Genomic DNA, 19,818 nt, shown 5'->3' on the forward strand with positions numbered 1-19,818 from the left:
CGGCCCCGCCCCTCAGCCCAGCAATCGGCGCAGCGAGCGCACCCCGGGCAGCCGCGTCAGCTTGCCGATGGCGCGGATCAGCCCCGGCGGGCTGTGCTCGGCCATGAAGACGGTGGCGCGCAGCTCGAGCTTCTTGCGGCCGCTGACCGCCGGGCTCGCATAGACGATCGCCGCGTATTCGGCGAGCACCGCGCTCATCTCGGCGCGGTTCGGGTCGTTGGCCTTCACCGCCTCGATCACGTGGTCCATGAAGAAGCGGCCGAAGCGCGGCATCAGGCAGTCGCGCAGCACGTAGCGGTTGCGCCGGGGTTCGTCGGGGAACATGCCGACCAGCTTCTTGAAGTACTTGAAGCGGCTGCGGATCATGCGCATGTCGAACGAGGTGCTGCCGGTGTGGATGCACCAGACCGTGACCACCTTGTCGATGAAGTGGTTCGTGAAGCCCTTGCGGAAGATGCGCAGGAACAGGTCGTCGTCCTCGAAGCCCATGAACTGGGTGTCGAAGCCGCCCACCGCGTCGAAGGCCTTGCGCGTCACGATCGCGGCCGAGGGCAGCACGAAGATGTCGTGGCGCAGCATCTCGAAGATGTTGGTCTTCGGGTGATGCAGCGTGTGGTCCTTGACCATCGCCGCGCGGATGATGTTGCCCTCGCCATCGGCCTCGGCCAGGTCGGCGTAGACGAAGCCCAGGCGCGGGTCGTCGGCCGGGATGCCCTTGACCAGGATCTCGATGTGGTTCGACAGGTAGAAGTCGTCCTGGTCGAGGAAGCAGATGTACTCGGCCGTCGAGGCCGCCACACCGGCGTTGCGCGCCGAGCCCTGGCCGCCGTTCTCCTTGTCGAGGATGCGGAACGGGAAGCGCGCGGCCAGCGCGTCGAGGCTGGCACGCTCCTCGGGACGCGAGCCGTCGTTGACCACGATGACCTCGCTGGCCGGCATCGACTGCGCGAACACGCTCGCCACCGAGCGCTCGATGAAGGCCGAGCCGTTGTAGAACGGGATCACGACCACCACGGTGGGCGGCGCGGAGGCGGGGGTCTGGGGGATGTGGCTCACGGAGGGCTCGGGAATGGATCAGACGGATTCGAACAGATCGCGCACCACGCCGCGAAAACCGCGGCCGAACCGGTCGTAGCGACCCGTTCGGGCCTCGCGCAGGATCGGCAGCACGCGCGCCCAGCGCGAGGCCGGCAGCTGCGTGCGGAAGCGCTGGTGCACGATCTTGCCGCGCAGCTTGTCGAGGGTGTCGGCGGTCACCGGGCGGCCCGCGCGCGCCACCTGCTCGAGGCGCTCGAGCAGCAGCTCGGCCTTGCGCGCGCGCTCGACGTGGGTGGTGCCGCGCGAGGCCAGGGCCTTGCGCACCTTCTCCATGAAGGTGTCGCGCCGCGCGCCGATCTGGTTGCCGCCATGTTGGCGGTAGTCGATCAGTTGCGCCTCGACGGTGTCGATGCGCGCGAAGGCCGAGGCCACCGTGGCGATCCACTCGTCGTGCACCCATTCGACCGGGAACGGCAGCACCGCGTCGAGCAGCTCGCGATGGAACACCGTGGTCGCGCCGGTGACGATGTTGCGGCGCAGGAGCACGTCGAAGGCCTGGCCCGCATGCATGCGCTCGAGCTCGCCGGCCGTGACCTCGATCGCATGGAACAGCGTGCCGCCCAGGGGCGCGCCCTGGGCGTCGACGAGGCGCGCGTCCGAGTGCAGCAGCCGCAGCTCGGGCCGGCGCTCGAACTCGGCCACCAGCCGCTCGAGCCGCTCGGGCACCCAGGCATCGTCCTGGTCCGACAGCGCGATCAGCGTGCCGCCGCAGGCGCGCACCGCCTGCTCGAAGTTCTTGACCACGCGCAGGCCGACGGGATTGACGATGACGCGCAGCGCGATCGCGAGGCCAGGACGCTCGCGCAGGCATTCCTCGACGGCGGCGCGCGCCACCTCGACGCAGGCGTCGCGCGAGGCGTCGTCGGACAGCACGATCTCCATCGGCGGCCGGGTCTGCAGGCAGATGCTGCGGACCTGCTCGCGCACGAAGCGCTCGCCGTTGTAGGTGCACAGGGCGACCGAAACGGTCAGTGCCCCGGCGGAAGAAGCCGCCACCTCGCTCATGGCGCCAGCCCCTTCGGCGCGCGCGGCGGCCAGGCATAGCTGAAGTCCTCGATCGCGAGGCTCAGGTTCGGGTTGTAGGCCGGGTCGTTGAACAGCAACTCGCCCCAGCGCTGCTTCATGTAGCCCTCCTCGCCGAGGAAACGCTGGATCTGCGCCTCCGACAGGTCCGAGGGCCGCGTGGCCGACTCGTGGTGGTAGAGCTCGGCATGGGGCGTCCAGACGTTGCGATAGCCGGCTTCGCGCAGCCGCAGGCAGAAGTCGACGTCGTTGTAGGCGACCTTGAGGTTCTTCTCGTCGAGCCCGCCCACCTGTTCGTAGAGCGCGCGCCGCACGATCAGGCAGGCGGCCGTCACGGCCGAGAAGCCCTGCAGCAGCGCCGCGCGCCCGAAGTAGCCGGCGTCGCCCTGGCCGAGCCGGCGGTGCGCATGGTCGGCCACGCCGCCGCGGTAGCCCAGCACCACGCCCGCATGCTGCAGCGTGTTCTCGGGATACCACAGCCGCGCGCCCACGGCGCCCACGCCGGGCTGCAGCGCGATCGAGACCATCTCGCCGAGCCAGTCGGGCGAGATCACCTCGATGTCGTTGTTGATCAGGCCGAAGACCTCGCCCCTGGCGACCGCCGCGGCCTGGTTGTTGAGCGCCGAGTAGTTGAAGGGGCTGTCGTCGCGCAGCACGCGCACGGCCGCGCGCGCCGAGATCTCCTCGAAGTAGCGCAGCGCCTCGGGGTCGTCCGAGCCGTTGTCGATCAGGATGATCTCGTAGCGCGGGTAGAGGGTCTTCTCGAGGATGCTCTCGATGCACTGGCGCACCAGCTTCAGGCCGTTGCGCGTGGGAATGAACAGCGACACCAGCGGCAGCTCGGCCGGCAGCGCATGGCGCACGCGGAAGCCGGCGCCCGCGCGCTCGGCCGTGGCCTCGATGCCGCCGCGCGCCAGGTGCGCCTGCAGCGCGCGCTCGCCGCCCTCGGGCGCGTACTCGGCCGGGTCCATCGCATGCACCGCCTCTTCGGAAGCCACATGGCGGTGGTACAGCGCCTTCGGCACATGGACGATGCGCGCCGCATCGAGGCGTTCGGCCGCGCGCAGCACCAGGTCGTAGCGCGCCGCATCGCCGAAGCGCTCGTCGAGCCGCCCCACCTCGCGCAGCAGCGGCGCCGCGAAGAAGGCCAGCCGCGAGACGAAGTCCTGCGAGCGCAGCAGGTCGAGGTTCCAGTCGGGCTTGAAGTACGGCGCCGAGCGCTGGCCGTCGGCCGCGATCCGATCCTCGTCGGTGTAGATCAGCGCGGCCTCGGGATGGGCCACGGCGGCCTCGGCCACGCGCCACAGCGCATCGGCGGCCAGCGCATCGCGCGCGTCGCAGGCGGCGAGCCAGCCGTCGGCACCGGGGTCGGCGGCGTTGAAGGCCTGCGCGAGCGTCGCTTCGGCGAACTCGATGCGCGGCTCGGCCGCGGCCAGCCGGCCGGCCAGCGCCTTGACCTCCTGCGCCGTGCCCGGGCCGGCCGCGAGCACCAGCCGCCAGTGCGCGAAGACCTGGTCGCGCACCGAAGCCACGGCGCGCTCCGCCTGCTGCGCATCGGCGCCATCGAGCGCCATCGCCAGCACGAAGCCGGGCCGGCGCGGCCAGCCGGCGGCCTGCGCCTCGAGCGCCTGGCGCTGCGCCGGCGCGAGTGGCGCGTCGTGGCGCTTGACCCATTCGCGGTACTGGAAGCGGTCGGGCCGAGAGGCATCGGCCATCAGCGGCGGGCCGTCGTTGCGCAGCAGCACACCGACCGAGCGCACCACGCCGCGCAGGCCCGATTGGCGCAGGATCTTCACGGCGCGGCGCGCGGTGCCGCCGAGGCCGCCGCCCTTGTAGAGAGCGTTCGGGATGAAGCTCAAGGCACGCAGGAGGCGGTTCATGGCCGCACCTCCGGCACGGGCCTCGGCGGCCAGGCCAGCGCGAAGTCTTCCGAGGCCAGGCTCAGGTTCGGGTTGTAGGCGGGATCTCGGTCGAGCACGGCGGCCCAGCGGGTCTTCATGTGGTTCTCTTCTCGCGCCGCGCGCTCGCGCTGGGCCGGATCCAGGTCGCGCGGCCGGGTGGCCGATTCATGGTGGTAGAGCTCCGCATGCGGCGTCCAGACGTTGCGGTAGCCGGCCTCGCGCAGGCGCAGGCAGAAGTCGATGTCGTTGTACGAGATCTTGAGGTGGTCGGCATCAAGCCCGCCCACCTGCTGGTAGACGGCCTTGCGCACCACCAGGCAGGCCGCGGTCACGGCCTCGAAGGACTGGATCAGCTGCGCGCGGTTGAAGTAACCGCCCTCCGCGCGCGGCAGGTGCTTGTGGGCATGGCCGGCGATGCCGCCGATGCCCAGCACCACGCCCGCGTGCTGCACCGTGCCGTCGGGGTAGAGCAGCTTCGCGCCCACCGCGCCGACGTCGGGCTGCAGCGCGAGCGCCACCATCTCCTCGAGCCAGTCGGGGGTGATGACCTCGATGTCGTTGTTGATCAGCGCCACCAGTTCGCCCCGGGCCCGTGCCACCGCGGCGTTGTTGAGCGCCGCGTAGTCGAACGGCCCGTCGTCGCGCAGCACCTGGAAGCCCGGCTGCTCGCGCAGCTCGGCGAAGTAGCGCAGCGCCTCGGGATCGGTGGAGCCGTTGTCGACCAGCAGGATCTCGTAGTCGGGGTAGGTCGAGAGCGCCACGATGCTCTCGATGCACTGGCGCACCAGGCCCAGCGCATCGCGCGTGGGGATCACCAGCGACACCTTCGGCCAGCGCGCGGGTGACGCCAGCCGGGTGCGGTAGCCATGCGGCGTGCTCTCGGTGCGCGCGGCCAGGCCGATGCGCTCGAAATGCTCGTCGAGGGCCCGTTCGCCCGCGATCTCGGCATAGGGCTTGGCGCCGGCCGACTGGGCCGTGCTCTCGGCATGCGCGCGCCAGTGGTAGAGCACGTGCGGGATGTGCCGCACCTGCCGCAACGGGTCGATGCGCTCGATGCAGCGCAGCGCGAGGTCGTAGTCCTGCGCACCCTCGAAGCCCTTGCGGAAGCCGCCGACCTCGAGCAACAGCGCGCGCTGGTAGACCCCGAGGTGCGAGAACATGTTCTGCGAGCGGAACAGCTCGAGGTTCCAGTCGGGCTTGAAATAGGGGTTGTAGCGTCGGCCGGCGGCGTCGATCTTGTCCTCGTCCGAATAGACCATGCGCGCCTGGGGATGGGCGCGCAGCTCGTGCGCGACGCGCAGCAGCGCATCGGGCGCGAGCAGGTCGTCGTGGTCCATCAGCGCCACCCAGTCGCCACCGGCCAGCGCCAGCGCGCTGTTCGAGGCTTCGGAGATGTGGCCGTTGACCGGCCGGCGGACCCAGCGGATGCGGCTGTCCTCGGCGGCCGCGGCCTCGAGGAGGGCCGCCACCTGCGGATCGGTCGAGGCATCGTCGGCGATGCAGAGCTCCCAGCGGTCGTAGGTCTGCGCGCGCACCGAGGCAATGGCTTCGCGCAGCCAGGCCGGCTGGGGGTTGTAGGTGGGCATCAGCACCGAGATCAGCGGGCGTTCGGACCAGCCCCGCGTCTCGGCCGCGAGTGCCGCCAGCGGCCCCGCCTGCAGCGCCGCCGACCGCGCGATCCATTCCGCGTAGTTGCCGCCCGCGATGCCCGCCGGCAGTGGCGGCCCGCCGCGCAGGCGCTGCACCACCCGGCTGGCCCAGCGCACCGGGGCCGTGAGCCGCCAGCTGGTCGAGCGCTCCATGGCGGCCACCTGCTGCTCGAGCGCATGCACCCGGGCCTGCAATTGGGCCTTGGTCAGCTCGGCGGGGCGTGCGGGTCGGCGTCTCCCTGTGGATGCGGCGGGCAGCGTGGGCCTCATAAAATACGGTCGATCATTCCGAAAACTCGCGCCGAGGCCATGGCCGCGCGAAGAAAAGGCCGGTGGTGCGCACTTTCAGCGCGGGGCGTCGCAACGAACGCCTGCTCACGGCTCGCCCCGGCAGGGGTCGGTAAAATTATCGCTCCTCCATAAAGAAACAAGGTTCAAAAGATGCAGGTGCTTTCAGTGGTGCTATCGGGAGGCGCCGGTTCCAGACTATGGCCCGTCTCGCGGCAAGCCTTCCCGAAGCCTTTCATGAAGCTCGGGGGCACGACGCTGCTGCAGCAGGCGATCGAGCGGGGTCAGGCGTGCGGCACGGGCGACCTGATGATCGTGACCAACAAGGACCACTTCTTCCTGACGAAGGACGTGCTCGGCGGCATGAGCGATCCGCCGGACACCACCTATCTGCTCGAGCCGAAGGGACGCAACACCGCGCCGGCGATCGCGCTGGCTGCACTGCAATGCGAACAGCAGTTCGGCAGCGACACGGTGATGCTGGTGCTGTCGGCCGACCACCTCGTCCCCGACGTCGAGGCTTTCGTCGCGAGCGCCAGCGAGGCCTTCCGTCTCGCCAGCGAAGGCGCCCTGGTACTGTTCGGCATCGCGCCCACCGCACCCGAAACCGGCTTCGGCTATGTCGAGGTCGAACGCGTCTCGCGCCAGAGTCAGCCGGTCAAGCGCTTCGTCGAGAAGCCTGATCTCGCCACGGCCCAGGAATACTTGGCGACCGGTCGCTACTACTGGAACAGCGGCATGTTCTGCTTCACCGCCGCAGGCATCCTTGGGGCACTTGAGAAGCAGGCCCCCGACGTGCTGCGCGCCGCCCGTCACGCGATGGCCAACGCCAAGCGTAACGGGCAGGCCGTGGATTTCGACCTCCACAGCTTCGGCCTGCAACCCGACATCAGCATCGACTATGCCGTCATGGAGCGCGCGGACAACGTCCAAGTGGTGCCGGCCAAGTTCTCCTGGAACGACGTGGGCTCCTGGCCTGCCGTGGCGAGCGCGCATCCGGCGGATGCCAACGGCAACACGCTGCCGGATGACGTCGTGGCCGTGGACACCACCGGCACGCACGTCCAGGTCGAGAGCCATGGCGCCAAGGTGGTGGCCACGCTCGGCGTCCACGATCTCGTGATCGTCGACACGCCTGACGCGCTGCTGGTGGCGCACAAGAACAGCGCGCAGCAGGTCAAGAAGGTCGTGGACCTGCTGAAATCGCGCACGCACGAGACCGTTCAACTGCCGGCCACCGTCCATCGTCCCTGGGGCACCTATGCGTCGCTCAAGGAAGAAGACGGCTACAAGGTCAAGCGCATCACGGTCAAGCCGGGCCAGTCGCTTTCGCTGCAATACCACCACCAGCGCGCCGAGCACTGGGTCGTGGTCCAGGGCAAAGGCATCGTGCAGATCGGGGAGGTCGAGCACGAGACCGTGCGCGGCCAATACCGCTACATTCCACTTCAGGAAAAACATCGCCTGACGAACACCGGCCACGAAGAACTGGTGCTGATCGAAGTGCAGTGCGGGAGCTACCTGGGAGAAGACGACATCGTCCGCCTCGCGGACACCTATGGGCGAGCATGAGCGCAACAGCACATTCGAATCTTCATCGCAACGCGTGGACCGACTGGTGGGAAGGCTCCCGCCGCGTCGACATCTGGTGGACCCTGGCCTGGTTCGACATCGTCCTGCGCTATCGCCGCTCGCTGCTAGGACCGATCTGGCTCACGCTGAGCATGGGCGTGATGATCGCGGGCATGGGCCCGCTGTACAGCGCGCTGTTCGGCACCGAGCTGTCGCGCTTCTTCCCCCACCTCGCGCTCGGCGTGATCTTCTGGGGGCTGTTCTCCAGCATCGTCACCGACGCCTGCCATACTTTCGTCAATTCCTCGCACTACCTCAAACAGGGCTACTTCCCGATCACACTGTTCGTGTGGCGCAGCCTGGGGCGCAACATCATCCAGTTCGCCCACCAGATCGTGCTGTACGTGCCGGTGGCGCTGTGGGCGGGCATCTCGCTGTCGTGGCAGGCACTGCTTTTCTTTCCCGCCTTCCTGCTGCTGCTCGTGAACGCGCACGCCATCGGACTGGTGCTGGGATTGATCTGTACGCGCTTTCGCGACATCACCCAGATCGTCACCAGCCTGATGCAGATGCTGATGTTCCTGACACCGGTGTTCTGGTTGCCCGAGAACCTGCCGGGCCGCGCGCGCTATGTGCTGTGGAATCCGCTGGCGCAGATGCTCGATCTGCTTCGCACGCCATTGATGGGTGGAACGGCCAGCCTGCACGACTGGCTGGGCATCATCGGCTGGACGATTGCCAGCATCCTGGGCGCGAGCCTGTTATTCATGAAGTACCGACGCCGCGTCGTCTATTGGCTCTGATCGCCCATGGCCCTGATTTCCCTCCAGAACGTATCCGTCAGCTTCCCGATCTATGGCGCCGGTGCAAGTTCACTTCGCAGCACGCTCGCCGCCTCGGTGACGGGTGGCCGTCTCGGCAAGGAGACGGGTGTGACGGTCGTGCAGGCACTGCGCGACATCAGCTTCGAACTGCGCAGCGGCGACCGGCTCGGGCTGGTCGGTCACAACGGTGCGGGCAAGTCGACCCTGCTGCGAACCCTGGCCGGCGTCTACGAGCCCTCCGCGGGTTCGTTCACGCGCCAGGGCACCGTCTCCAGCCTGATCGATCCGGTGCTAGGCATCGAGGTCGACGCTACCGGCATCGAGAACATCATGCTGCGCGGACTCGTCATGGGAATGAGCCGCAAGCAGGTCGACCAGCTGACGCAGGACATCTGCGAGTTCAGCGGCCTCGGCGAGTACGTCAACATGCCGGTGCGCACCTACTCCACCGGCATGCTGATGCGCTTGGCATTCTCTATTTCCACGAGTATTCAGGCCGACATCCTGCTGATGGACGAATGGCTGTCCGTGGGCGATGCCGAGTTCACCGAGAAGGCAGAGCGGCGCATGCGCGAGGTGGTTTCCAAGTCGGGCATTCTGGTACTCGCCTCGCACTCGCCCGAATTGATTGCCAAGGAATGCAATCGCGTGATCCACCTGGAGCACGGGCGCATCGTCCAGGAGCAATAGCCAGGCGCCCGTTCGGCCTCTACGCCCTCAGGCCGAGATCGCGCCGCAGGCTTTCGATTTCGGTCAGGCGACCCGCGATCCGCCTGCCCGCCTCCTCGAGCGACAGAAACTTCATCGCGCTGCGTTGACCGCGAGCACCCAGTTCGCGAGCCCACTGTTGATCGTCGTAGAGTCGGCGCAGCGCCAGCGCTGCATGCTCCACCGAGGGCTCCGCCCATTCGAGGTCGGCCTCATACGGAGGAATGGCACGCCCGACCGTGACGGACTCGTATGGCACCAGCAGGCTGTTGTCTTCGTCCATGAAATCCATGTTTCCGGAAAAGCCGGTGGCCACGACCGGCTTGCCCATCAGCATGGCCTCCGCCATCGTGAGTCCGAGCCCCTCGCTGCGATGCAGCGACACATAAGCATCGCAGGTGTTCATCAGAGAGAGCACTTCGTCCGAGGTATAGACCTCGTCGATGATCTTGATCGCGGGAATGCCGGCGGCCGCATCGCGCAACTCCTCGAACTGCTCGGGATGTCGATCCCCGAACGAGGTCTTGAGCACCAGCGTGACCGGCTCGTCGGGGCGGAATGCCTTCTGAAACGCGCGGATCAGGCCCAGAGGATTCTTCCGTTCCATGACACTCATCATGTGAAAGGTAAACAGGAAGATGTAGCGCTCGGATGGCAAGCCGAAATAGGACCGGCTCCTGGCCTGGAAAGGTGCCAGCGCCACGCCCGGGAACAGCGTCCGCACGGGTATGGTCAACCGCTCTCGCAGCCCACGCGCAATGAACTCCGTCGCGACCCATACCTCGTCGACATGGGCGGCATGATCGCACCACGACTGCGGAATCGAATCGAACTCCCAGTACCAGTAAGCGATGCGATACGTGCGCGGCACACGCTCGGCCAGGTCCGCTCTTGCATAGACCTCCGCAAAGAAAGGCTCGGGCTGCACGTGGATGATGGTGACGCCGCCCGTCTCGAGACCATCGAACCGCACGTGCCGAGGATCGTCGCGAGGGTCGGTTCGTACATCTCTCAGCGAGGCACGGATTCCCTGGCACGCCATGGCTTCCACGAGAGCTTCCACCGAAACCCTGAGGCCGGAGGGATAGCAGAAATGGCCGATGACGTTGACCGGGCCGCTCGGGAGTTCGGAACTCACCTGTTCGGCATCCAGGCCGCTGCACCAGGTCCGCGCCTGCGGTCCCGATTCCACGTCGCCCCCGGACACCAGCCAGTCGAGGAAGACCCTCGCGCTCCCCGCATCGGCCAGGGCATCCGGATGCGCCGCCCGCCAGGCGGGACGTGCCCAATAAGCCGCCCGGAGCTGGATCTCCGGCCGCAGGTGGCCGGGAGCCGATGGCGATGCCCCGGTCAAGTTCTCCGGGCCATAGGTCGCGCGCACCCACCCGGCGAAGGCGGGCCAGCCGAAAACCGTCAATCCATCGGGAAAAAGACGCTGCCATTCCGCCGTGAACAAGTAGGCCCTGCACAGCTCGCCCTGCGGGTCTTCCGTCGCCTGGAGGAACAACCACCAGATCTCCTCGATCGACAACGAAGCCCCATCCCTTGCATGCCGGACGAACCATTTGAAGAGACTGCGTCGACCGGCGGGCATCAGTCCATGCGGCAATGCGGCACGCACTTCAGTGCTCGACAGGAAGAACTGCCGCGCCCTGGCCGCAGGATCGCTCGCAAGAAGTGCAACCAGATGCCGAGCGCCCTCTGCCGAGACACCCAGCTCGGTCCGCCCCGCATCGCTGGCGATCCATCGGCCGAAATCACCGCCATCCAGGGCCGAGAACGCATCGGGAAAACGCAGGCGCAGGTCTTTGCGCGATCGCAACACATCGATGATGAAGCGCGCCGCACTGCCGGCATCCACGACGGAAGCGGCATCGAACGGCGGCCAGAAGACATCTCCGAAGTCCGATCCCGCTGAATCCAGGACGTCCGCGTCGTCGTACGGATCGAAGGGGGGGGCCGGAGGCTCGTCGCGCCGAGGCGAAACGAGCCGGGCGCGCTCCTGCTCGAACAGGACGGCGAGATCTCGCGCCTTCTTCTCCATCAGTGCCCGGTCCCGCAGGAAACGCCAGCGCTCGGAGGTGCGCCACGGCGTCATGAGCCAATAGGCGCCTTTGGCGAGCCGGCGCGCAGCCCGTAGCGTCGAATCAAGGTTTCCCATCAGGAGAGGGCACTTTCACTAACAAACGTAACGTCATCGCCGAAGGCTTCTCCGTGCGGGAGCGTCATCATGCCAAGAAATGACAGTTCCACTTCGTAAAATGCGGATCAAGGCCCCGGCGCTCCTTTTGCAGAAACAAGGCCGTATTCCCCAGCCACAAGCCGCATTCCATGAACCAGAAAAACAATCCCCCGGCTTTTACGTCCTACGCGCAGAATTTCGAGGATGTCATGCTTTGGCGCGCACTGAAGCATGTTCCGGTCGGCACCTACGTGGACATCGGCGCGCAGCATCCGACCGTGGATTCGGTCAGCAAGGCGTTCCACGAACAAGGATGGCGGGGCGTCCATGTCGAGCCCGTCCCCTACTACGCCGAGCTGTTGAGGCAGGACAGGCCCGACGAAGTCGTGCTGCAGCTGGCGCTGTCGGACAGCGCCGGGATACTGGAACTGCACGTGATTGCCGGGACGGGCCTGAGCACAGGCGTACCGTCCTACGCGGAGAACCTCCAGACCCGGCATGGCTTCTCGAACGAGATCGTCCGGGTTCCGACGCTTCCCATGCGCACGGCGCTGGCCTCGCTCGAGGGGAAGGAGGTGCACTGGCTGAAGGTCGACGTCGAGGGATTCGAGGAAAAGGTCCTCGAAGGCTGGAACAGCGAAACCTTGCGGCCGTGGATCGTGGTGATCGAGGCGACGGTGCCCATGTCCACCGAGCTTCGATTCGACGGAGCCGATGCGATCCTGGTGAAAGCGGGCTACGAATTCGTCTATTTCGACGGGCTCAACCGCTTCTACGTCGCATCCGAGCACAAGGAGCTCCGTGCAGCGTTTGAAGCGCCTCCCAATGTCTTCGACGGCGCTCGCCTCAGCGGCCTGTCTTCGAGTGCTTGGTGCGCGGGCGTGAATGCCGCCCATGCCGGCGAACTCGAAGCGGCGCGTGCGGACGCAAGGGAAGCGGGTGAAAGATTGGCTGCGGAGCGCGACCGCAGCAACCACGCGCTGATCCGCCTTCAGGCCGTCGAGGCGCGGGCGAGCAACGCCGAGATGCTCCTCAAGCATGCGCTCGACCGGGCGATACAGGCGGAAGCGCGAGCGCAGCTCGCGGGCGACCGACCATTGCGGCGGCTGGCGAACGCGGTGGCAGAGGGCCGCATCCTCAGCGGCATCAAGCGACGGATCAAGACGGCGTTGCGCATCGCGGCCATCGCCACGAATCGAAGTCCTGGTCTCAAGCGCGCGGCGGGATGGGTTCTCGCCTGCGTCCCCCCGCTGAGGCGACGCTTGAGGGCGACACTGGCTCCGCCCGATATCCAGCGCCCCGCCGATCCGGGCGGCGGCCCATCGCCGATGTCTCCCGACACAGCCTTGACCTTCAGGCAGCTAAAACAGGGGCAGCCCCCTTCGGAAACGCATCAATGAGAATAGTGATAGATCTTCAGGGAGCTCAATCCACCGGCAGCAGATTCCGCGGTATCGGACGCTACTCGCAGTCCCTCGCGCAAGCCATGGCCCGCCGGGCCGGCCAGCACGAACTCGTGCTCGCATTGAACGGCCGCTTCCCCGACGCCGTGGATGCCATCAAGACAGCATTCGACGGCTTGGTCGATCCAGCGAACATCAAGATCTGGTATCCGGCCGCCGAGACCGGCTCCGCATCGCGCTCCCCTGAAAGCGTGCGCGCCGACGAGAAGCTTCGAGAGGCGTTCCTGGCCCGGTTGAATTCCGATGCCGTTCACGTATCGAGCCTCTTCGAGGGCCTGGGCGATCCCGCCGTCACCAGCGCGGGCCGCTTCGCCACGACACCGACCGCCATCACCCTCTACGACCTCATTCCACTGATCCATTCAGGCCCCTATCTCGACAATCCAACCATGCGCAGCTGGTACATGGGCAAGGTGGAGGCACTGCGCCAAGCCCATCTCTGGCTCGCCATCTCCGAGTCGTCGAGGCAGGAAGGGCTCGATCATCTGGGATTGGATCCTGCCCGCTGCGTCAATATCTCGACGGCGGCCGGCGACCATTTCAGCAAGCGTGAGCTGTCCCCGGCCCGAGCCGACGAACTGCGCGCCCGCTACCGGCTGCGCAAGCCATTCGTGATGTACACCGGCGGCATTGACCTGCGAAAGAACATCGATGGCCTGATCAAGGCATTCGCATTGCTGCCTCCGACCATGCGCTCGGAACACCAGTTGGCGATCGTCTGCTCCGCTAGAACCGAGGACCGGGACGAACTGCTGGCGCTGGCCCGCCAACAGGGGCTCGACGACGGCGCAGTCGCGATCACCGGGTTCGTGCCCGAGGAAGATCTGGTCGATCTCTACAACCTTTGCGCCTTGTTCGTGTTTCCGTCATGGCACGAAGGCTTCGGGCTGCCGGCCCTCGAAGCGATGCTGTGCGGCGCCCCCGTGATCGGGGCAAATACGTCCAGCCTTCCCGAGGTGATCGGCCGAGCTGACGCGATGTTCGACCCACGCGACGCCAACGCGATCGCCGCCAAGATCGCACAGGTGCTGAGCGATCGCGACTTCAGGAACGTGCTGATCGAGCATGGCGCCCGGCAGTCGAAGAAGTTTTCCTGGGATGAATCGGCTCGACGTGCCCTGGCGGCCTTCGAACAACTGCACGCATCGCGGCCCACCGAGACCAGGCCCGCACCGAGGTCGTCCACGACGGCATCGCACAAACCGAAGCTGGCATACGTTTCGCCTCTCCCTCCGGAGCGCAGCGGTATCGCGACCTACAGCGCCGAACTGTTGCCCGAACTCTCCAAGTTCTACGACATAGAGTTGATCACTGATCTGCATGCGCTCGACGAGCGCGAGATCGGTATGTCGCTCCCCCTGCGGTCTGTGGACTGGTTTCGCCGGAACGCACGGTCATTCGACCGCGTCGTCTACCATTTCGGCAACTCCGAGTTCCACAAGCACATGTTCAGCTTGCTGGAAGAGGTGCCCGGCGTCGTGGTTTTGCACGACTTCTACCTGAGCGGTATCCAGGCGCACCGAGAGTTCGCGGTGGGCGAGCCGCACCAATGGATCAAGTCCCTTTATGAGTCTCACGGCTACTCCGCAGTGGCCGAGCGCTACGGCGCGGAGGACACTGCAACGGTCGTCTTCGGCTACCCATGCAATTTCGACGTGCTGCGCCTTGCCGCGGGCGTCATCGTTCACTCGCCCTATTCAAAGGAACTTGCCAGCGAATGGTATGGACCCGATCTCGCGCGGAAATGGGCACTCATTCCTCATCTTCGCGTGGTATCCGAGGGAGTGGAAAGCGAGCGCGTTCGCGCTCGCGGCGAATTGAATCTGGACCCCGACGAATTCATGGTCTGCGCTTTCGGCTTGCTGGGTCCGACCAAGCTGAACCATCGGTTACTCCAAGCTTGGCTTCGGTCCTCCCTGGCAAGAGATCCAAAGTGCAGGCTGGTTTTCGTGGGCGACAACGACAAGACGCCGTATGGCCGGCAGTTGGAAACGGCCATCGAGAGCGACCAGGGCAGGTCGAATGTCAGCATCACTGGATGGACCGACTCCGAAACCTTCCAGCGTTACCTCCACGCATCGGACGTCGCTGTCCAGCTGCGCTCGCTGTCCCGTGGAGAGACATCGGGAACGGTGCTGGATGCCATGAGCAAGAGCGTTCCGACGGTGGTGAATGCAAACGGTTCCATGGCTTTCATCCCGAGCGACGCGGTCGCGATGCTTCCGGACGCCTTCACCGATGAAGCATTGATTGAAATCCTGGAAAAGCTTCGAGCATCACCTGACTTCGCTAGGGCTCTGGGGGCCCGGGGCAGGCAGCAGATCGAAATGGCGCATGCGCCGGCGGCGTGCGCGCAAAGCTATGCCGATGCCATCGAGGACTTCGCCCGCGCCGGGGCGCAAAGCCGAACGGGGCTGGTTCGTTCGATCGCTGGCGACGCCCCGAAGTCCGAAGAAGACTTGATCAACTTGGCGCGGGGAATCGCGCGCGCGTTACCGCTGCCAGGCCCAGGGCACCAGCTTTTCATCGATGTCTCCGAGTTGGTACAGAACGATTGGCAAAGCGGCATCCAACGACTCGTGAAATCCCTTCTCGGTGCGCTTTTGAAGAATCCCCCGACTGGCTTCCGGATCGAACCGGTCTACGCTCGCAAGGAAAAGGTTGGCTACTTCTACGCCCGGAAATTCGCCTTGCGCTTCCTCGACTGCCCCACCAGTGGCCTCGAGGATGCTCCTGTCGACATCAGGGGGGGAGACATCTTCGTCGGGCTGGATCTGCAGCCTCATGTCGTACCCACGCAGACCGCGTTCTATCGGGAATTGCGCGATCTGGGGGCGCGCGCGTATTTCGTCGTGTATGACCTGCTGCCAGTCCTGCTGCGCGACAGGTTCTACGACGGGGCCAAGGCACTGCACGAGCGCTGGCTGAAGGTCGTTGCCGAAAGCGATGGCGTTCTTGCCATCTCGCAGTCGGTAGCCGACGAGTTCATCGCCTGGGCATCGGCCAATGCGCCCGGGCGTCTGGAAGCAGGCCTGCAGGTCCGAGCATTTCACCTGGGCGCCGACATCGGCTCCTCCTCGCCGACTTCCGGCATGCCGGAGGATGCCGCGCCGCTGCTCAAGACCATTTCGTCCAGGCCCAGCTTCCTGATGGTCGGCACGATCGAGCCGCGCAAGCGGCACGAGCAGGTGCTCGACGCATTCGAGCAGCTCTGGCGCGAGGGCGTCGAGGCCAACCTGGTGATCGCTGGCAAGACGGGATGGATGGTCGAAGCCCTGGTGCAGCGGCTGAAGAAGCATCCACAGCACGATCGCCGGCTCTTCTTGCTGGAAGGCATCAGCGACGAGTACCTGGAACGCCTCTACCGGTCCTGCTCATGCCTGCTGCTCGCATCGGAGGGGGAGGGCTTCGGCCTTCCGCTGATCGAAGCCGCACAGCACGGGCTGCCGATCCTTGCAAGGGATCTGCCCGTCTTCAGGGAGGTGGCGTCGAACCATGCCAGCTATTTCGATGCAACCACCGGCAAGGATCTCGCGGCCTCGATCCGAGGCTGGCTGGAGCAGTTCCAGAAGGGAACCCACCCCCATTCTGAGACAATGCCCTACCTGACCTGGAGCCAAAGCGCGGAGCAGTTCAAGGCTGCGCTGCTCGAATTTTCCGCATGCGCCTGAGGCCATCCAAAGTATCCGAGAGAGCTACCTAGCCCCCTAGACAGAGAAAGTGATTGAAGAATGACCATGGAAAAGAAACGCGCCGTCGTTACCGGCATCACGGGCCAGGATGGCGCCTACCTGGCTGAGCTGCTTCTGGCCAAGGGCTATGTGGTCTATGGCACGTATCGCCGCACCAGCTCTGTCAATTTCTGGCGCATCGAAGAGCTGGGGATCGACAAGAACCCCGACCTGCACCTGGTGGAATACGACCTGACCGACCTGGGAAGCTCGATCGCGCTCGTCAAAAGCTCGAATCCCGACGAGATCTACAACCTTGCCGCACAGAGTTTCGTCGGCGTGAGTTTCAATCAGCCGGCGGCCACGGCCCAGATCACCGGTGTTGGTGCATTGCACCTGCTCGAAGCGATCCGCCTGATGAATCCCAAGATCCGCTTCTACCAGGCCTCCACCTCCGAGATGTTCGGCAAGGTCCAGGCCATTCCGCAGATCGAGGAAACCCCGTTCTATCCGCGCAGCCCCTACGGCGTTGCGAAGCTGTACGCGCACTGGATGACCATCAACTACCGCGAGAGCTACGACATCTTCGGCTGCAGCGGCATCCTGTTCAACCACGAGAGCCCGCTGCGCGGCCGTGAGTTCGTCACCCGCAAGATCACGGACAGCGTGGCAAAGATCAAGCTCGGCAAGCTCGACGTGCTCGAGTTGGGCAACCTCGATGCCAAGCGCGACTGGGGCTTCGCCAAGGAATACGTCGAGGGCATGTGGCGGATGCTGCAGGTCGACGAACCCGATACCTATGTGCTGGCAACCAACCGGACGGAAACCGTCCGCGATTTCGTGCGGATGGCATTCAAGGGCGCCGGCATCGACGTGGACTTCAAGGGCCCCAACGAGGCCGAAACGGCCGTGGACACCGCGACCGGCAAGACGGTGATGCGCGTGAATCCCAAGTTCCACCGCCCCGCGGAAGTCGACCTGCTGATCGGGAACCCGGCCAAGGCCAAGGCCAAGCTCGGCTGGGAACCTGCCACCACGCTCGAGCAACTCTGCCAGATGATGGTGGAGGCCGACCTGCGCCGCAACGAGCAGGGATTTTCGTTTTGAGAATCCTGCTGACCGGCGCGGATGGATTCACCGGCCGCCCGTTCGTTCGCCACGCCGAGTCGGCGGGCCACGAGGTGATCCCGCTGCACGCCGATCTCACGAATCCGGATGCGGTGAGCGCCGAGGTCGGCAACGCGGCACCGGATGCCGTCGTCCATCTCGCGGCGATCAGCTTCGTGGGACATGCCAACGATGGTGCGTTCTATGCGGTCAACGTGGTCGGAACGACGAATCTGCTGAATGCACTCACGCGGCTTGCCGTTCCGCCACGCCGGGTCCTGCTGGCGAGCAGCGCGAACATCTACGGCAACACGGCCACTTCACCCATCTCGGAAGCCCAGCCGCCGGCGCCGGTCAACCATTACGGCATGAGCAAGCTGGCCATGGAATACATGGCCCGCACCTACGGTGACAGGCTCAACCTGCTGATCACGAGGCCCTTCAATTACACCGGCCCCGGGCAAGACGCCAACTTCCTGATCCCCAAGCTGGCCCTGCACTTCGCCCGCCGCTCGGAGTCGATCTCCCTCGGGAACCTGGACGTCGAGAGGGAGTTCAACGACGTGCAGATGGTGTGCGATGCCTACCTCGAGTTGCTGAGCGTCGGCGAGGCCGGCGAAACCTACAACATCTGCTCAGGCCGCCCCCATGCGCTTCGATCGGTGATCGAGATGCTGGCGAAAATGACTTCGCACAACCCTCGCATCGAGGTCAATCCGGCTTTCGTGAGAGCCAACGAAGTCCATCGGCTGTGCGGCGATCCCGCCAAGCTGCATGGACTCCTGGCTCGCCACGGCCGTACGCTGGCCGAGCCGGCGCTCGAGGACACGCTGCGGCGCATGCTCGCCGCAGCCGCGGATCAGGCGAAGACTTCCGCCTGATCGAGCGAGAGGGCAGCCATGTCCTTCGCTGAAAGCTGCGGCGCCATGCCGACATCCGGCCAGGCGATGCCGAGTGCGGCATCGTTCCAGGCAATCGCCCGCTCATGCACCGGCGCGTAATAGTCGGTCGTCTTGTACAGAAACTCCGCCGTCTCCGTCAGCACCAGGAAGCCGTGCGCGAACCCCGCGGGCACCCACAGCTGCTTGTGGTTGTGCTCGCTGAGCTCCTCGCCCACCCACCGGCCGAAGGTCGGCGACGAGCGGCGGATGTCCACCGCCACGTCGAACACCGCGCCGCGCACGCAGCGCACCAGCTTGCCCTGCGGCTGCTGGATCTGGTAGTGCAGGCCGCGCAGCACGCCCTGGGCCGAGCGCGAATGGTTGTCCTGCACGAACTCGACGTGGCGCCCCACGGCCTCGTCGAAGGCCTTGCCGTTGAAGCTCTCGAAGAAGAAGCCGCGCGCGTCGCCGAACACCTTCGGCTCGATGACGAGAACGTCGGGAATCGCGGTAGGGGTGACTTTCACGAACGCACCTCGTCCTTCAGCAGGCGTTGCAGGTACTTGCCATAGCCGCTCTTGGCGAGCGGCGCGGCGAGCTTCTCGAGCTGCGCGGCATCGATGAAGCCGTTGCGCCAGGCGATCTCCTCGGGGCAGGCGATCTTCAGGCCCTGGCGATGCTCGAGCGTGGCGATGAACTGGCCCGCCTCGAGCAGGCTCTCGTGCGTGCCGGTGTCGAGCCAGGCATAGCCGCGCTGCATGATCTGCACGTTGAGCTGGCCGAGGTCGAGGTAGGCCTGGTTGACCGCGGTGATCTCGAGCTCGCCGCGCGCGCTGGGCTTGACGGCCTTGGCGATGTCGACGACCTGGTTGTCGTAGAAGTAGAGGCCCGTCACGGCGTAGCTGCTCTTGGGTTCGAGCGGCTTCTCCTCGATGCTGCTGGCCTTGCCCTGCGCGTCGAAGGCCACCACGCCGTAGCGCTCGGGGTCGTGCACGTGGTAGGCGAAGACGGTCGCGCCCTTGGCCTGCGCATCGGCGTCGGACAGCAGGTGCACGAAGTCGTGGCCGTAGTAGATGTTGTCGCCGAGCACCAGCGCGCTCGGCGAATTGCCGACGAACCTGTCGCCGATGATGAAGGCCTGCGCCAGCCCGTCGGGACTGGGCTGCACGGCGTACTGCAGGTTCAGGCCCCACTGGCTGCCGTCGCCCAGCAGTTGCTGGAAGCGCGGCGTGTCCTGCGGCGTGCTGATGACGAGGATGTCGCGCATGCCGCCGAGCATCAGCGTGCTCAGCGGGTAATAGATCATGGGCTTGTCGTACACCGGCAGCAGCTGCTTGCTGATCGCAAGCGTGGCCGGATGCAACCGCGTGCCCGAGCCGCCGGCCAGGATGATGCCCTTGCGCTGCGTCGTCTGGATGGTCATCGTTGGTGTCTTCTCTTCAGGGGTTCGG

General features: G+C 65.9%; 14 protein-coding genes. 7 read left to right on the forward strand and 7 right to left on the reverse strand.

Features of this window, described 5'->3' with window-relative positions:
- Positions 1–12: 12 nt before the first annotated feature.
- From ACEN9J_RS16230 to ACEN9J_RS16245, 4 genes are read right to left on the reverse strand one after another with little or no spacing between them, the layout of a single operon-like run.
- Positions 13–1,056 (reverse strand): glycosyltransferase family 2 protein, encoded by a 1,044-nt coding sequence (locus tag ACEN9J_RS16230; protein ID WP_412179369.1) that lies wholly within the window; start codon positions 1,054–1,056, stop codon positions 13–15.
- An 18-nt stretch (positions 1,057–1,074) separates the two neighbouring features.
- A complete protein-coding gene (locus tag ACEN9J_RS16235; RefSeq protein ID WP_413761522.1) occupies positions 1,075–2,103 on the reverse strand; it encodes a glycosyltransferase family 2 protein in 1,029 nt (342 codons plus the stop codon).
- Positions 2,100–4,001 carry a glycosyltransferase family 2 protein gene (locus ACEN9J_RS16240; protein WP_413761523.1) on the reverse strand — a complete coding sequence of 634 codons (1,902 nt, stop codon included), beginning with the start codon at positions 3,999–4,001 and terminating at the stop codon, positions 2,100–2,102. Before ACEN9J_RS16240 ends, ACEN9J_RS16235 begins: the two co-directional genes overlap by 4 nt.
- Entirely contained in the window at positions 3,998–5,941 is a 1,944-nt protein-coding gene (locus ACEN9J_RS16245; protein WP_413761524.1) for a glycosyltransferase family 2 protein, read from the reverse strand. The genes ACEN9J_RS16240 and ACEN9J_RS16245 overlap by 4 nt, the downstream gene beginning before the upstream one ends.
- Before the next feature lie 171 nt (positions 5,942–6,112).
- On the opposite strand from ACEN9J_RS16245, the gene ACEN9J_RS16250 reads away from it, so the two are divergent.
- Genes ACEN9J_RS16250 through ACEN9J_RS16260 form a run of 3 tightly spaced genes read left to right on the forward strand, consistent with a single transcriptional unit; the run spans position 6,113 to position 9,045 of the window.
- On the forward strand, positions 6,113–7,531 hold the full coding sequence (locus ACEN9J_RS16250; RefSeq protein ID WP_413761525.1) for a mannose-1-phosphate guanylyltransferase/mannose-6-phosphate isomerase: 1,419 nt from the start codon (positions 6,113–6,115) through the stop codon (positions 7,529–7,531).
- Positions 7,528–8,334: an ABC transporter permease gene (locus tag ACEN9J_RS16255; RefSeq protein ID WP_413761526.1), complete on the forward strand. Its 807-nt coding sequence runs from the start codon at positions 7,528–7,530 to the stop codon at positions 8,332–8,334. The genes ACEN9J_RS16250 and ACEN9J_RS16255 overlap by 4 nt, the downstream gene beginning before the upstream one ends.
- A 6-nt stretch (positions 8,335–8,340) precedes the next feature.
- Positions 8,341–9,045 carry an ABC transporter ATP-binding protein gene (locus ACEN9J_RS16260; RefSeq protein ID WP_413761527.1) on the forward strand — a complete coding sequence of 235 codons (705 nt, stop codon included), beginning with the start codon at positions 8,341–8,343 and terminating at the stop codon, positions 9,043–9,045.
- A gap of 19 nt (positions 9,046–9,064) precedes the next feature.
- Here the strand turns inward: ACEN9J_RS16260 and ACEN9J_RS16265 are convergent, their stop codons facing one another.
- Complete coding sequence (locus ACEN9J_RS16265; RefSeq protein WP_413761528.1) at positions 9,065–11,161, reverse strand: glycosyltransferase; 2,097 nt, start codon at positions 11,159–11,161, stop codon at positions 9,065–9,067.
- Positions 11,162–11,394: 233 nt separating this feature from the next.
- Between ACEN9J_RS16265 and ACEN9J_RS16270 the strand changes: the two genes are divergently transcribed.
- The 4 genes from ACEN9J_RS16270 (at position 11,395) to ACEN9J_RS16285 (ending at position 18,367) form a co-directional block, all read left to right on the forward strand.
- Positions 11,395–12,645, forward strand: coding sequence for an FkbM family methyltransferase (locus ACEN9J_RS16270; protein WP_413761529.1), 1,251 nt, complete (start codon positions 11,395–11,397; stop codon positions 12,643–12,645).
- 86 nt (positions 12,646–12,731) lie between these two features.
- The gene (locus ACEN9J_RS16275; RefSeq protein WP_413761530.1) at positions 12,732–16,379 is read left to right on the forward strand and encodes a glycosyltransferase; all 3,648 of its coding nucleotides are present in this window, start codon (positions 12,732–12,734) and stop codon (positions 16,377–16,379) included.
- A 66-nt stretch (positions 16,380–16,445) separates the two neighbouring features.
- Positions 16,446–17,486 (forward strand): GDP-mannose 4,6-dehydratase, encoded by a 1,041-nt coding sequence (gene gmd, locus ACEN9J_RS16280; RefSeq protein ID WP_413761531.1) that lies wholly within the window; start codon positions 16,446–16,448, stop codon positions 17,484–17,486.
- Positions 17,483–18,367 carry a GDP-mannose 4,6-dehydratase gene (locus tag ACEN9J_RS16285; RefSeq protein ID WP_413761532.1) on the forward strand — a complete coding sequence of 295 codons (885 nt, stop codon included), beginning with the start codon at positions 17,483–17,485 and terminating at the stop codon, positions 18,365–18,367. The genes gmd and ACEN9J_RS16285 overlap by 4 nt, the downstream gene beginning before the upstream one ends.
- On the opposite strand, the gene rfbC is transcribed toward ACEN9J_RS16285, so the two are convergent.
- Both rfbC and rfbA read right to left on the reverse strand, forming a co-directional pair.
- Entirely contained in the window at positions 18,346–18,894 is a 549-nt protein-coding gene (gene rfbC / locus ACEN9J_RS16290) for a dTDP-4-dehydrorhamnose 3,5-epimerase (RefSeq protein WP_413761533.1), read from the reverse strand. The two genes, ACEN9J_RS16285 and rfbC, sit on opposite strands and share 22 nt — an antisense overlap.
- Complete coding sequence (gene rfbA / locus ACEN9J_RS16295; protein ID WP_261214956.1) at positions 18,891–19,790, reverse strand: glucose-1-phosphate thymidylyltransferase RfbA; 900 nt, start codon at positions 19,788–19,790, stop codon at positions 18,891–18,893. Before rfbA ends, rfbC begins: the two co-directional genes overlap by 4 nt.
- Positions 19,791–19,818: the final 28 nt, after the last annotated feature.

Origin of the sequence: Variovorax sp. Varisp41, assembly GCF_047325085.1 — a bacterium.
Lineage (GTDB): Bacteria > Pseudomonadota > Gammaproteobacteria > Burkholderiales > Burkholderiaceae_C > Variovorax.

Bases quoted from the DNA above. Each gene is read 5' to 3' on its own strand.
- rfbA (WP_261214956.1), bottom strand. From the start codon at position 19,790: ATGACCATCCAGACGACGCAGCGCAAGGGCATCATCCTGGCCGGCGGC.
- ACEN9J_RS16275 (WP_413761530.1), top strand. From the start codon at position 12,732: ATGGCCCGCCGGGCCGGCCAGCACGAACTCGTGCTCGCATTGAACGGC.
- ACEN9J_RS16235 (WP_413761522.1), bottom strand. From the start codon at position 2,103: ATGAGCGAGGTGGCGGCTTCTTCCGCCGGGGCACTGACCGTTTCGGTC.
- ACEN9J_RS16245 (WP_413761524.1), bottom strand. From the start codon at position 5,941: ATGAGGCCCACGCTGCCCGCCGCATCCACAGGGAGACGCCGACCCGCA.
- gmd (WP_413761531.1), top strand. From the start codon at position 16,446: ATGGAAAAGAAACGCGCCGTCGTTACCGGCATCACGGGCCAGGATGGC.
- ACEN9J_RS16270 (WP_413761529.1), top strand. From the start codon at position 11,395: ATGAACCAGAAAAACAATCCCCCGGCTTTTACGTCCTACGCGCAGAAT.
- ACEN9J_RS16240 (WP_413761523.1), bottom strand. From the start codon at position 4,001: ATGAACCGCCTCCTGCGTGCCTTGAGCTTCATCCCGAACGCTCTCTAC.
- ACEN9J_RS16255 (WP_413761526.1), top strand. From the start codon at position 7,528: ATGAGCGCAACAGCACATTCGAATCTTCATCGCAACGCGTGGACCGAC.
- ACEN9J_RS16260 (WP_413761527.1), top strand. From the start codon at position 8,341: ATGGCCCTGATTTCCCTCCAGAACGTATCCGTCAGCTTCCCGATCTAT.
- ACEN9J_RS16265 (WP_413761528.1), bottom strand. From the start codon at position 11,161: ATGACGCCGTGGCGCACCTCCGAGCGCTGGCGTTTCCTGCGGGACCGG.
- ACEN9J_RS16250 (WP_413761525.1), top strand. From the start codon at position 6,113: ATGCAGGTGCTTTCAGTGGTGCTATCGGGAGGCGCCGGTTCCAGACTA.